The sequence below is a fragment of the Lactococcus formosensis genome, assembly GCF_037892375.1.
GTDB classification, from domain to species: Bacteria; Bacillota; Bacilli; order Lactobacillales; family Streptococcaceae; genus Lactococcus; species Lactococcus formosensis.
Genome location: NZ_CP141721.1, coordinates 1,949,092 through 1,961,273 on the forward strand (window position 1 = coordinate 1,949,092; position 12,182 = coordinate 1,961,273).

Annotated in this window: 16 protein-coding genes and 1 other annotated feature; of the genes, 4 read left to right on the forward strand and 12 right to left on the reverse strand. The window is 38.0% G+C overall.

The annotated features are described in order from the left end of the window. Positions 1–6: 6 nt before the first annotated feature. Positions 7–630, reverse strand: coding sequence for a YigZ family protein (locus tag VNN39_RS09365; protein ID WP_017369704.1), 624 nt, complete (start codon positions 628–630; stop codon positions 7–9). Between the two features lie 54 nt (positions 631–684). Between VNN39_RS09365 and VNN39_RS09370 the strand changes: the two genes are divergently transcribed. Then, on the forward strand, positions 685–1,941 hold the full coding sequence (locus VNN39_RS09370) for a DEAD/DEAH box helicase (RefSeq protein ID WP_338997610.1): 1,257 nt from the start codon (positions 685–687) through the stop codon (positions 1,939–1,941). Beyond that, a complete protein-coding gene (locus tag VNN39_RS09375) occupies positions 1,938–2,582 on the forward strand; it encodes a ComF family protein (RefSeq protein WP_338997611.1) in 645 nt (214 codons plus the stop codon). Before VNN39_RS09370 ends, VNN39_RS09375 begins: the two co-directional genes overlap by 4 nt. A gap of 2 nt (positions 2,583–2,584) precedes the next feature. Here VNN39_RS09375 and VNN39_RS09380 read toward each other — a convergent pair whose 3' ends face one another. The 5 genes from VNN39_RS09380 to ald all read right to left on the reverse strand — a co-directional run bounded on the left by VNN39_RS09380 (position 2,585) and on the right by ald (position 6,187). Further along, positions 2,585–3,046, reverse strand: coding sequence for a diacylglycerol kinase family protein (locus tag VNN39_RS09380; protein WP_096368379.1), 462 nt, complete (start codon positions 3,044–3,046; stop codon positions 2,585–2,587). After that, positions 3,030–3,518 carry an rRNA maturation RNase YbeY gene (ybeY, locus tag VNN39_RS09385; RefSeq protein ID WP_338997612.1) on the reverse strand — a complete coding sequence of 163 codons (489 nt, stop codon included), beginning with the start codon at positions 3,516–3,518 and terminating at the stop codon, positions 3,030–3,032. The genes VNN39_RS09380 and ybeY overlap by 17 nt, the downstream gene beginning before the upstream one ends. Before the next feature lie 9 nt (positions 3,519–3,527). After that, entirely contained in the window at positions 3,528–4,001 is a 474-nt protein-coding gene (locus VNN39_RS09390) for an NUDIX hydrolase (protein WP_017369708.1), read from the reverse strand. 1 nt (position 4,002) lies between these two features. Continuing rightward, on the reverse strand, positions 4,003–4,962 hold the full coding sequence (locus VNN39_RS09395; protein ID WP_096368380.1) for a PhoH family protein: 960 nt from the start codon (positions 4,960–4,962) through the stop codon (positions 4,003–4,005). A gap of 118 nt (positions 4,963–5,080) precedes the next feature. Continuing rightward, the gene (gene ald, locus VNN39_RS09400) at positions 5,081–6,187 is read right to left on the reverse strand and encodes an alanine dehydrogenase (protein WP_338997613.1); all 1,107 of its coding nucleotides are present in this window, start codon (positions 6,185–6,187) and stop codon (positions 5,081–5,083) included. A gap of 309 nt (positions 6,188–6,496) precedes the next feature. On the opposite strand from ald, the gene VNN39_RS09405 reads away from it, so the two are divergent. Then, a complete protein-coding gene (locus VNN39_RS09405; RefSeq protein WP_243415387.1) occupies positions 6,497–6,838 on the forward strand; it encodes an AAA family ATPase in 342 nt (113 codons plus the stop codon). A 99-nt stretch (positions 6,839–6,937) separates the two neighbouring features. Here VNN39_RS09405 and rpmA read toward each other — a convergent pair whose 3' ends face one another. The 6 genes from rpmA to VNN39_RS09435 form a co-directional block, all read right to left on the reverse strand. Further along, on the reverse strand, positions 6,938–7,222 hold the full coding sequence (gene rpmA / locus VNN39_RS09410) for a 50S ribosomal protein L27 (protein WP_004257956.1): 285 nt from the start codon (positions 7,220–7,222) through the stop codon (positions 6,938–6,940). Then, positions 7,215–7,559, reverse strand: a complete 345-nt coding sequence (locus tag VNN39_RS09415) for a ribosomal-processing cysteine protease Prp (RefSeq protein WP_004257958.1) — start codon at positions 7,557–7,559, stop codon at positions 7,215–7,217. The genes rpmA and VNN39_RS09415 overlap by 8 nt, the downstream gene beginning before the upstream one ends. Positions 7,560–7,562: 3 nt before the next feature. Then, positions 7,563–7,877, reverse strand: coding sequence for a 50S ribosomal protein L21 (rplU, locus tag VNN39_RS09420; RefSeq protein WP_003136338.1), 315 nt, complete (start codon positions 7,875–7,877; stop codon positions 7,563–7,565). A gap of 33 nt (positions 7,878–7,910) precedes the next feature. Next, positions 7,911–7,983: a sequence feature (ribosomal protein L21 leader region), on the reverse strand. Positions 7,984–8,126: 143 nt separating this feature from the next. Next, entirely contained in the window at positions 8,127–9,035 is a 909-nt protein-coding gene (locus tag VNN39_RS09425; protein WP_165714463.1) for a YegS/Rv2252/BmrU family lipid kinase, read from the reverse strand. 90 nt (positions 9,036–9,125) lie between these two features. Next, a complete protein-coding gene (locus tag VNN39_RS09430) occupies positions 9,126–10,304 on the reverse strand; it encodes a DUF998 domain-containing protein (protein ID WP_165711982.1) in 1,179 nt (392 codons plus the stop codon). Between the two features lies 1 nt (position 10,305). Beyond that, positions 10,306–10,683, reverse strand: a complete 378-nt coding sequence (locus VNN39_RS09435) for a DUF1934 domain-containing protein (protein ID WP_017369717.1) — start codon at positions 10,681–10,683, stop codon at positions 10,306–10,308. Between the two features lie 200 nt (positions 10,684–10,883). Between VNN39_RS09435 and VNN39_RS09440 the strand changes: the two genes are divergently transcribed. Further along, a complete protein-coding gene (locus VNN39_RS09440) occupies positions 10,884–12,182 on the forward strand; it encodes an HD domain-containing protein (RefSeq protein ID WP_339007093.1) in 1,299 nt (432 codons plus the stop codon).

Below are 12,182 nucleotides of genomic sequence, written 5' to 3' on the forward strand. Positions count from 1 at the left end.
CTTTTTCTAAATATCAACTTCCACCAGGTGCTTGTCCCCTTTTGCCACGGAAATTTTTCCACTGAACTGTTCAATCAAATCGGCCAAAAGTTGGTCGGTCTTATCCAAGTCAACAAAGAGCTTGACCGTAACATCGGAGAGAAATTCACTTTCTGAGATAATTAAGCCTTGGGCGCTCAAAAAGCGTTGCAGCCCGTCATAGTTCCCGTAATCAAGAGTCAAGATTAATTGCTCCTGTGTGACAAATTTGACCAAACCAACCTGATCTAGAGCATGACCGACACTCCCCGCGTATGCACGGATTAAACCACCAGCGCCGAGTTTAATACCCCCAAAATATCGAGTAACAACTGCACAAACGTTGGTAATTTCTCTTTTCTTAAGAATTTCCAGCATAGGTACACCAGCTGTGCCAGAAGGTTCTCCATCATCACTTGAACGCTGAATTTCCTGACGGTCGCCTAAAGTGAAGGCTGAACAATTATGATTTGCCTTATGATGCTCTTTTTTGATTTCTGAAATAAAGGATCGTGCTTCTTCCTCAGTATAAACGCGCTTCAAATGGCAAATGAAGCGCGATTTTTTGATTTCTTCTTCTGCAGTGAAATCCTCTTTTATGGTAATTATCATAAATAAATTTTATCAAAAATAGTGAAAACATGCGACTTTTTTCGTCTTAAAGATATGAATGAATTATACGGTAGACTTCTTCTGCAAAAAGAATTGACGAAAATACCAGACGAAGTCATACTTTTTGATGGTATGAAAGAAGTTTCAAAAACGATTGTCATGTGTAACCGCTGTGGTAAAAAGAGTAAGAAAAAAGAGGTTTATCTCCCCGTTGGTGCTTATTATTGCCCGCATTGTATTCAGATGGGGCGTGTTCGCTCTGATGAAAAACTTTATCACCTTCCACAGAAAAATTTTGCTGCAGTTTCTTGTCTAAAATGGCAGGGAAAGCTCACAGGTCCTCAGCAATATATCTCCGATAATTTACTTAATCTGCATCGGCAGCAAAAAACAGTGCTGGTACAGGCTGTAACAGGGGCAGGAAAGACGGAAATGATTTATCAAGTCATTGATGCCACCTTAAAGAAAGGAAAAGCTGTGGGTTTGACGAGTCCACGCATTGATGTTTGTCTAGAACTTTACTATCGCTTAAAGAGGGATTTTTCCTGTCCCATCTCGCTTTTGCATGGAAAGGGTGAGAAATACAGCCGTTCTCCTCTTGTAATTGCAACCACACATCAGCTTTTACGTTTTCGTCATGCCTTTGATTTACTCATTCTCGACGAAGTTGACGCTTTTCCATTTCCAGATAATGAAATGCTTTATTTTGCGCTGGCTCAAGCTCGAAAACCTTCTTCAAGCTTGATTTATCTTACTGCAACAACCACCAACAATTTGGAAAAACAAGTCAAGTTGGGGCAAATCGAAAAGTTACAACTTCCCCGACGCTTTCATGGTTTTCCACTAGTACTTCCGCAATTTTTTTGGCAGAGCAAGTTTTACAAGATGATCAAAAAACAACGCGAATCTGGTTTACCATTACTTATCTTTGCCCCTGAAATAAGGCTGGGAGAAAAACTGTGCCAAGACTTACAAAGCAGTTTTCCTCATGAAGAAATTGCCTTTGTTGCATCAACGAGTCTTGAACGCTTAGAGTCTGTGGAACGTTTTCGACACGGAAAAGTTTCTATCCTTGTCTCAACGACTATTTTAGAACGTGGCGTAACCTTCCCTAAGGTTGACGTTTTTGTATTTCAAAGTCACCACCATAATTTCACAAGATCAAGCCTCATCCAAATTGCCGGACGAGTAGGTCGAAGTACCGAAAGACCTGACGGCAAAGTGATTTTCTTTCATTTAGGAAAAACAACAGCAATGTTGGAAGCTTATAAAGATATCAGAAATATGAATAAAGCAGGAGGTTTCCAATGATTTGTTTGCTTTGCCATGCTGAGTACACTCTTGAACCCACCTTTCATCAGCTTTTGCTCTTAACATTACCCTCTCCCGGAATTTGCACAAGTTGTCACAATCAGTTTCAACAGATTACTACTCCTTATTGCAGCCGCTGCTATAAGCCAGACATAAAAGATGTCTGCTCTGACTGCAAGATTTGGGAAAAGGAAGGCATTATTGTAAATCATCAAGCTGTCTTTACCTATAATACAGCTATGGAAGACTTCTTTAGTCGTTATAAATTTATGGGAGATTACCGCCTACATCATGTTTTTCACAAATATTTTAAAACAGAAAGAGGCTATACAATTGTTCCAATTCCTGTGAGTAAGCAACGTTTTCAGGAGAGAGGCTTCAATCAAGTTATTGCACTTCTACACTCCCTCCCCTTCTCTTCTCTTTTGGAAAAAGAAGAGGGTCCTGCACAAAATACACGTAACAGGAATGAACGACTCAAAAACAAAAATACCTTTACTCTAAAAGCAAAGGTAAAAATACCAGATAAGATTTTACTAGTAGATGATGTTTATACTACCGGTCGAACGCTCCAACATGCTATAGCTGTGTTAAAACGAGCTGGAGCTCAGGAAATCAAAACCTTCTCTTTGTGTCGTTGACTTTAAAAAAACAGGTGCCAAATTTTAGGTAAGAAGATAAACGCAGCAACAATCACGGCAAAGCCGGAAATGACTAAAACAGCTCCCGCAGCCATATCTTTGGCTCTTTTGGCACGCAAATGAAACTGATAATCTGCAGCCAAATCAACCACATTCTCAATAGCCGAATTGAACAGCTCTGCCATAAAAACCAAAAAGATGGCAAGAAAAAGGAAGAGCCACTCAAATTCTCGAATTTGTAAAGCAACACCAAAGATTAAAGCCAGAATACCAGAAAGTGTATGCTTGCGCATATTTCTTTCTTCTTTAAAAGCTGTCCAGATACCCGTGATTGCGAACTCCATACTGGAAATAACATTCGTGTTTTTCCAGCGCTTACGCTGGGTATTCTCAGGGACTTCACCGTCCGCAAAGTCTTCCTTATTAAAAATTTTTACATCTTTTTCGTTATCTTTTAAGTCCATAAGCAGTCAAAATCTCCTCCTGAAGTCCGAACATTTCTGCTTCTTCTTCTGGAGAATAATGATCGTAACCATTAATATGTAAGAAGCCATGTACAGCTAACCAGCCATATTCACGTTCAAGGGAATGTCCATAATCTGCTGCTTGCTCGGCAGCTTTATCGATTGAGATAAAGAGCTGACCAATAAAAGGATCAAGCTCATCCATCAACTCTTCTGGAATATCCATATCTTCATCAAAGAAAAACTCATCTTCATCAGGTTTATATTCAAGTGAGATAACATCCGTAGGTGCATCTTTCTCCCTATATTCCAGGTTAATTTCTTGTGAACGCGCATTATCAACGAAAGTAACAGACATTTCTTTTGAGTCGGCAAGCTTTATATAATCTGCAGCAAAGCTTAATAACTTTTCAGTTTGCTCAATAATTTCTTTTGAAACTTTTTCCGTTTCATCAACTAATTCTATATACATTCTTTTTCCTTATATATTTTCGATGTTCTCTCTCATTTTTCTCGCAAAATCTAAGAGCGGTGTTCTTGTCGAAGGCATAATATTTTCTGGCAATTGGTCAAATGCAAACCATTGTGCATCCAGGACTTCGCTTTCTTCAAAAACCATTTGCCCTGAAAAATCCTTGCTGGCATAAACAGTATCCACGATATGTACTTCATCACCATTTGGATAGCAGAAATGCTGTTCCTCTCCAGAACACACGGTAAATAACTCCATGTTTTCTACAGTCAAACCTATTTCTTCAAAAAGCTCTCTGCTTGCAGCTTCTTCCGCTGTTTCTCCTGGTTCAATTGAACCGCCGTGATAAGACCAACACCCTGTATCCTTACGTTTCTGCAGCAAGATTCCATCTTCATTATAGATAATTATGCTGGCACATGCAACGACAAGTGGGCGCGGGCCCACTATTTTACGTAAGTCGAGAACATAACCTTCAGACATCTTACTCTCCTTTTTTCTCGTAAGCATTAATAATTTGAGCTACAACAGGATGACGAACGACGTCCTTAGCTGTAAAGTAGACAAAATCAATACTATTTAAACCAGAAAGTTTTTCTTTTGCGTCAATCAAACCAGATTTGGCCTTAGCCGGCAAATCGATCTGTGAAATATCACCATTGACAATCATTTTTGAGTTGAAGCCCAAACGTGTCAAGAACATTTTCATTTGCATCGTTGTTGTATTTTGTGCTTCATCCAAGATAACAAAGGCGTCATCTAAGGTACGCCCGCGCATATATGCTAAAGGTGCTATTTCAATAATCCCACGCTCCATCATACGTTCCGTTGCATTTTTTCCTAAAATCTGGAACAGTGCGTCATAAACAGGGCGCAGATAGGGATCTACTTTTTCTTGTAAATCTCCCGGTAAGAACCCCAGATTTTCACCAGCCTCTACAGCTGGACGAGTCAAAATAATGCGTTTTACCTGACCATTACGCAATGCTTGAACTGCCATAACGACAGCCAAAAAAGTTTTCCCAGTCCCAGCAGGACCAATGCCAAAGACGACGTCATGCTGTTTCACACTGTCTACATAAAGCTTTTGCCCCACGTTTTTTAACCGAATTGGCGTACCAACAGCATCTTTAGTGAGTTCAATTTCATAAAGTGTGATGAAATTTTCGATATTATCTTCAAGTACCATTTTAACTGCGATCATCGCATCAGAGCTATGGACAGGTAAACCACGAGAAATCAAAACTAAAAGAGCCTGCAAAACTTTACGTGCCTGCTCAGGCGCTACTTCATTATCAGCAAAAATCTGTATGCGTTCCCCGCGATAATTTATATCAACAGCAAGTTGAGATTCAATCAACTGTGCATTTTTATCCTGTGAACCAAAAAGTAAAACTGCATCTTCTGGATTTTCCAACTTAAATTCTACGGAATGTCTAGCCAAACAAATACCTTCCTGTTCTTTTATTTATAATCTTTGTCTCATTATACCATATTTCAAGGTTTATACGCTTCCACACCTTTCTTGAATATAAAAAAGTATTGGGAAATCCCAATAACTTTTACTTAATTTTTGTATAAGGAAGTCCGATTGAGTCAGAAAGTGCAGATGAAACTATTTTTCCTTTATAAACACTCATACCAGAGCGAAGCGACTCACTAAGATTAAGTGCTTCTTCTAAACCATTGTCGGCAATTCTTTTCAAGTATTCTATATTCCCTTTAGACATGACCAAAGTTGAAGTACGTGGTGTTGCCCCTGGCATATTTGGCACTGCATAATGAATGACATTGTGTCTTGTAAATACAGGTTCCGCATGATTCGTTGCGTGATCAATCGTTTCAACCGTCCCTCCTTGATCAATAGCGATATCAACAATCACAGCACCTGGTTTCATTGATTTCACCATATACTCTTTCACAAGTTTTGGGGGCTTAGCACCAGGAATCAGAATTGTTGAAATAAAAACGTCTGCTTTTTTTATGTGCTCTTCAAGTGCTTCTGTTGTTGACTTCACAACCTGTAACTTTTTACCAGCGTAACGCGTTTCCAGCTCTTTAATACGTCTATCATTCAACTCTAAAATAAGGACAGAACAACCAATACTCAAAGCAATATCTGCTGCATTTTCTGCTGCAGTACCACCACCAAATATGACAATATGCCCTGCCTCGATACCACTTTCGGGAATACCAGGGAGTAGAATCCCTTGTCCACCATGTTGTTTTTCCAGATAATATTGTCCAATATTAATAGCGCGTCGTCCTGCAATTGCACTCAAAGGTTTGAGTAATGGAAAAATTCCATCCACAGCGATATTTTCAGCCGAAAAAGCAGTTACATGCATTTCCATCATTTTTTCAACACAAGCTTTATTTGCAGGTAAATGTAAAAATCCCCAGATTATTTGTCCCTCTTTAAGGTATTGATATTCTTCCTCTAAGGGCTCTTTTACGCGAACCATCATTTCTGCTTCCCATGCTTCTTCACGTTCCACTATCTTGGCTCCCGCTGCGATATACTGCTCATTTGGAAAACCAGCACCAAAACCTGCATTATTTTCAACATATAGCGTATGCCCGGCCTCTACCAAAGTTTTTACATTTTCCGGCGTCATTCCGACACGTGCTTCCCCTTGTTTCAAGTCTTTTACTACACCAATTTTCATTATTTTCTCCTTCAATGCAACTCAAAATTATAGAGTAAATATACCATAAATAAAGCGCTTAACTTACGAAAAGGGAAAATAACACTGTCTTTTTAGAATAATATGATATTTTTGTTTTATATTCTACAAGGTATATTTTTAGTGAAAAGTAAGATGTATTTACGTCTTATATAGTGTAAAGAAAAACAAGACATTATTCATTGTAGAGTTTCCCATGTTGCAACACTTGATATTTTTGAGCCTAACCTTCGATCGATCGATTATATTAAGGTTTTGACAAAAACAGAGCTAAAAAACGCAGAAAAATACATGCCCTTATTTTCTGCTTCACGTTTCTTTAAAAGACCAATCAAAAAATATTCTCTCGGAATGAAAGAAATACTGGCTTTCATTTACACTGTAAGCCTTGAAGCAGACCTTATCATTGTCGATGAGCTGATGAATGGGATTGACAATGCGATGCGTGCCAAAGCCTTCCAAATCTTAAAAGAGCTTTCCAAAACAAAAATCATTCTGCTTACCTCCCATATCTTAGAAGAGGTGGAAAAATATTGCGACCAAGTCTATTTTCTTTCAAAATATGGTTTTGATGATGTCCTACATTTTAGGGAGGCACACAAATTAATCCAGGAAACTCAAGTATTTATGTAAAGAAAAGACATGAATCTGTCCCTACAGAGTGGGATTTCCTCATTGTCTTTTCTTTTATATTTATAAAAAAAGCCTCTCCGAAGAGAGACTCGTTTACCATTATTTAGCTACTGCTGGGTAAACTGAAACGTGTTTTTTACCACGTTTCATTTCAAATTTAACGTGTCCTTCGATTTTAGCGAAGAGAGTGTCATCGCCACCACGACCAACGTTAGCACCTGGATGGATATGTGTACCACGTTGACGGAAAAGGATTGAACCGCCGCTTACAAGTTCACCGTCAGATGCTTTAGCACCAAGACGTTTAGCTTGTGAGTCACGACCATTGGAAGTAGAACCCCCACCTTTTTTGTGGGCGAAGAGTTGCAGATTAAGTTCAAGCATTATATTGCCCTCCATTTTCAATTTTAAGTGTAATGTATTGGCTGTAATTATTTGATACTTCTCGCATAGCATTTTCAAACGCTTGGAGAAGTGTTTGAGCCAATTCGCCTTGTCTTTCAGGAGTACTCAAAGGTATTTCAACATAAAGATAACCATCTTCCATGTTGGCAATAGGTTTAATCTTTGCCATTTCATAGAGATTATTTGCTGTTGTAATTGACAACACACTCACAGCTGCACAGACCACATCATGGCCATATTCACCTGATTCAGCATGCCCAGAGATCTCATAGGAAACTATTTTATCTCGCTTTGTCCTGATAACCGCTTCAATCATGCCTTAAGCGTTGATTGATTTGATGACAACCTTAGTGTAAGGTTGACGGTGACCTTGTTTACGGTGTGAGTGTTTTTTAGGTTTGTATTGGAAAGTAACAACTTTCTTTTGTTTACCATGTTTTTCAACTTCACCGACAACTGTTGCACCTGAAACGAGTGGAGCACCAACTTTAGTAGTAGCACCGCCGACAAGAACAACTTCGTCAAAAGTTACAGTTTGACCAGCTTCAACGTTAAGTTTTTCAACGTAGATAACTTGTCCTTCTTCAACTTTGACTTGTTTACCACCAGTTTTGATGATTGCGTAGTTTGACATTGTGATTCCTCCTTGTTAGATTTTGTGCCGTAAAACGGCTGTAAGACTCGCCTTGGACCGTGAGCTAATGCTACTTGAACGGTACCTCGTGCGGTTGTACTTTATGGGAGACCACAAAGACAACTATATAAGTATAGCAGAAAATATTCTTCAATTCAAGTGGAATGCAAGGTTTTTTTACTTCTATTTGTCATTTACTGTTAAGTTTGCATTCATCAGGTGCTTTATAGATAATATAAGATAAAGTTCTTATTTAGGAACCACCGTAGTCAAACCTTTGCGATATACCGTTATGTCCAATGGAAGTGGCGAGCTTTTATCTCCGTCAATTCTTGAATAAGGAATATCTTGTTTTTTATTAGATTGGGCACTTATTTCTAAGTGATTGGTGTCAAAATAAGTAATTTCCATAAAATCTTCGAGTTGGCCTTTGCGTAGTTTGTTGAGGTGAAATAATATTTTGAACAAATTAATTTCCTTCAAAGAATACACTCGGATGAGACCATCATCGACCTTAGCATCAAGGGATAAAGCCTGTCTTCCGCCAATCGTATCGGTCATCGTAATCAATAATAATTTTGTTTTTAAGGCCTTTGTTTTTCCATCATATTTGAGTTCGATACGATAGCTTTTATTATGACGAATTACTTTATAAGCATCCTTCAAGTAAGCAAAAGGTCCAAATTTTTTCTTTTCTGAACTGCTCACGTTTTGAGCGATATCTGCCAAGATTCCCAATGTTAAGCTGGAAATCATATAGTTATCGTTCACTTTGGCAATATCAAATTTTTGCAACTTCCCCTCATTGAGATTTTGCAAGGCAGCTTCTATATCCTGAGGAATATGGAGTGATTTTGACAAGTTATTGACCGTACCATTGGGAACGATACCTAAGATAGATTTGCTTCCTCCCTCAAATACGCCACCACATACTTTATTAATCGTTCCATCTCCACCAAGTGCCACTACAAGATCTGTGTTTTCTTGACTTGCTTTCTTTGCTAAACGTACTGCATCTTCTGGGCTATCTGGATTGATATATTCCACATGAGAGGCTTTGTTTTCTTCTTTTCCAAAAAAATTTTTAATTGTATTTAATACTTCGTTTTCGTCATTTTTTCCTGATTTTTCATTATAAAATACTTTTACTTCTTTCATTTTAACCTCCCTATCGTCTTTATTTTACCATAGCTTTTACTTAAGGTAAAAAAAACCTGCTCTGCTTTTGGTATATGAAAAAAACACAGCTTATTTTTCTGTGATTTTTTCTACGTCTTTTACGATATCAACTTGATAAACGACACGTGGATTAAACAATATCCTCACTAATGTATTAATCAAGAGCATAATCCATGCAAAGGATAGGCTAAAAGAAAGAATTTCAAATGCAGTTAAGTTTAAATAATAGAGTGGATGCCATAAAAAGTAACCAAAAACAATCAGACTCGCTAAACCATAAGAAATACGGTACATGTTTTTATCTAAGTCTGGTAAAAACCAACGAATTCCCAAGATAGACAGACTCATAAATAGGACTATGAGCTGCGCTGCCACATCATGCATAATGTGAGCCAAACCATCACCATTATTAGGAATCAGGCCAACCAAAGCGATAGAGATGGCACACAAAGTTAATAAGATTTGCAAAATCATAAATCGTATACGGTGCCCTAACTTCTCGCGTATTGATACAAATATATAATCAAACAAAGCAATCATCAAGGCAGCTGAAACAACCAAGGTCATATTAAATTGCAAGCTTGTGTTAGATTCACTCGTTCCCAAAAGACTAAAATTCTTTTGCCACCAATATTGATTATTATTGGCAGCCATACTTGCCACAAGTCCGCCAACAGAAACCAAAATAAGCATATTGATCATCATTTGGATAGAAAATGTGTCTACGGCAAAGATCAAAAGATAATTTAAAATTCCAGAGAAGATGGCAAAAATCATCATTGACGTAAAAACATCAAAACTCAACCCATAAAAGAGTTGGTTTAAAAACCAAAATAAGGCAACCAAACCTAAAGTCACAATAATAAAAACAGAAAGAATAACGGAGGGGAAAGTTCGCCAGTACACGCGCGGCACCATAGTATGATAAAGCTCTTTTCGCTTTTTAATAAATGCAATGATGAAAGATGTCAACGCAACTGCATTAGCAATAACTAGAACTCCAGTTGAAATTGATGCCGTACCTGATAGTCTAATCTGACTCAGCCCCATAACTTGACTGGCAACAAAAAAGAGGAGTGTGCTGAGCGCTGTGGGTATCAGAAAGACCCGCGCGGCATCTTCTCTCTTATTGGGTGTTTTAGCACGAATAGTAAAACTATTTTTATTATTTTCAACGACTTCGATTTCTTTTTCACCTGACAACTCCAGCTGGTCGTACAGTTCCTCAGGGAGTAATATTTTTTTCATTTCAACTTATTTTCCAATCAATTCTCATCCGATATTCTCCGATAGGGATTGTATTTTGAGCTAAACGGTATTTCAACTTCACATGTTTTAGCTCTTCATTCATATGAAAATCATCAGTTAAAATCTCTAAAGGACCCAATCCTTCATAAACTGTGTGTGTTGAAAGCTCTTTATGAAAGCGCATAGTAACTGGTTTATCAGCATAACGTGTCATACTTAATTCTGTTTCATCAAACTTAATTAAGACTTTTTCTTCTTCAGCATTTTTGTAATATAATGCAATTTTATTCCCTAACTTTTTCACATCCCCTTCAAAAGTTTCACGAATAAATTCTTCTTGTCCATCAATAACAATACGGTTCCGAATAGTAATTTCCATAACTGTTATTTTACTATAACTTGCCTTATTAGTAAAATGGCAATTTATGTCAATTTCGGTTATAATTGTATTACAGTAATGCAAGAGTTTTCATTAAATAAGAGTCTCATTTGATGACTCTTCATCGAAAAACTTATCTTGAAACTAAAACACATTCAGTCACATCAAGATAATTGCATGCAAAATACAAAGGAGGTTGTATGGCACAGCTCGAAAAAGTTTTTCGTGATCCCGTCCATGATTATATTCATGTCGAAAACCAAACGATTTATGATTTAATCAACACTGCGGAATTCCAACGCCTACGTCGTATAAAACAACTGGGAACTTCCTCTTATACTTTTCATGGAGCCGAACATAGTCGTTTCTCACATTGTATGGGTGTTTATCATATCGCTAAAACAATCACTGAATGGTTCACTAAACGTTATCCTGAAACTTGGAATCCAGAAGAAAATTTAGTTACACAGTGCGCGGCTTTATTGCATGATGTTGGCCATGGCGCTTATTCTCATACATTTGAAGGTCTCTTTGGTACAGATCACGAAGCTATAACACGTGAGATTATTACCTCACCAACTACTGAAATCAATGCGGTTTTACGCAAAGTAAGTTCCGACTTTCCAGAGCAAGTCGCTTCTGTTATTTCCCATGACTATCCCAATCCACAAGTGGTGCAACTTATTTCCAGTCAAATTGATGCGGATCGGATGGATTATCTCTTAAGAGATGCTTACTATACTGGGGCAGTTTATGGACAGTTTGATTTGACGCGTATTCTCCGTGTAATTGCACCTCATGAAGACGGCATTGTCTTCAGAATCTCTGGGATGCATGCCGTTGAGGATTACATCGTGAGCCGTTATCAAATGTATATGCAAGTTTACTTTCATCCAGCCAGTCGCTCCATGGAAGTTATTCTCCAAAACTTGCTGAAGCGAGCTAAATATTTATACCAATTTGATCACGATTACTTTGCGCAAACAAGCCCCTGTTTAGTTCCTTTCTTTGAGAATAAACAAACCTTGCAAGACTATCTTGCCTTAGATGACGGTGTGATGAATACCTATTTTCAAACATGGATGGCTAACGAAGATGATATTTTGTCTAAGCTTGCTCAGATGTATATCAACCGCCATCTTTTAAAATCCTTAGAATATAATCAAGGACAAGAAAAACAGCTGGATCTTTTTAACTCTGATGCTTCACTTTTGGACAAACTGCGGGACCAAGTGGAAAAAGCAGGCTTTGACCCGCAATATTTCACGGGAACAAACAGTAATTTCGATCTGCCTTATGACTTTTACCGTCCCAGTTCAAATAAACCACGAACACAGATTGAAATTTTACAAAAAGATGGCAGTCTCATTGAGCTCTCCGAGGTTTCTCCCATTGTGGCAAGCCTAGCGGGCACCATTCACGGAAACAGCCGCTTCTACTTCCCAAAAATTATGTTGGAGAATCCTGAATTCATCACCTTTATGCAAACCAACCTTTAA

Bases quoted from the DNA above. Each gene is read 5' to 3' on its own strand.
- VNN39_RS09365 (WP_017369704.1), bottom strand. From the start codon at position 630: ATGATAATTACCATAAAAGAGGATTTCACTGCAGAAGAAGAAATCAAA.
- VNN39_RS09370 (WP_338997610.1), top strand. From the start codon at position 685: ATGAATGAATTATACGGTAGACTTCTTCTGCAAAAAGAATTGACGAAA.
- VNN39_RS09375 (WP_338997611.1), top strand. From the start codon at position 1,938: ATGATTTGTTTGCTTTGCCATGCTGAGTACACTCTTGAACCCACCTTT.
- VNN39_RS09380 (WP_096368379.1), bottom strand. From the start codon at position 3,046: ATGGACTTAAAAGATAACGAAAAAGATGTAAAAATTTTTAATAAGGAA.
- ybeY (WP_338997612.1), bottom strand. From the start codon at position 3,518: ATGTATATAGAATTAGTTGATGAAACGGAAAAAGTTTCAAAAGAAATT.
- VNN39_RS09390 (WP_017369708.1), bottom strand. From the start codon at position 4,001: ATGTCTGAAGGTTATGTTCTCGACTTACGTAAAATAGTGGGCCCGCGC.
- ald (WP_338997613.1), bottom strand. From the start codon at position 6,187: ATGAAAATTGGTGTAGTAAAAGACTTGAAACAAGGGGAAGCACGTGTC.
- VNN39_RS09405 (WP_243415387.1), top strand. From the start codon at position 6,497: ATGCCCTTATTTTCTGCTTCACGTTTCTTTAAAAGACCAATCAAAAAA.
- rpmA (WP_004257956.1), bottom strand. From the start codon at position 7,222: ATGCTTGAACTTAATCTGCAACTCTTCGCCCACAAAAAAGGTGGGGGT.
- VNN39_RS09415 (WP_004257958.1), bottom strand. From the start codon at position 7,559: ATGATTGAAGCGGTTATCAGGACAAAGCGAGATAAAATAGTTTCCTAT.
- rplU (WP_003136338.1), bottom strand. From the start codon at position 7,877: ATGTCAAACTACGCAATCATCAAAACTGGTGGTAAACAAGTCAAAGTT.
- VNN39_RS09425 (WP_165714463.1), bottom strand. From the start codon at position 9,035: ATGAAAGAAGTAAAAGTATTTTATAATGAAAAATCAGGAAAAAATGAC.
- VNN39_RS09430 (WP_165711982.1), bottom strand. From the start codon at position 10,304: ATGAAAAAAATATTACTCCCTGAGGAACTGTACGACCAGCTGGAGTTG.
- VNN39_RS09435 (WP_017369717.1), bottom strand. From the start codon at position 10,683: ATGGAAATTACTATTCGGAACCGTATTGTTATTGATGGACAAGAAGAA.
- VNN39_RS09440 (WP_339007093.1), top strand. From the start codon at position 10,884: ATGGCACAGCTCGAAAAAGTTTTTCGTGATCCCGTCCATGATTATATT.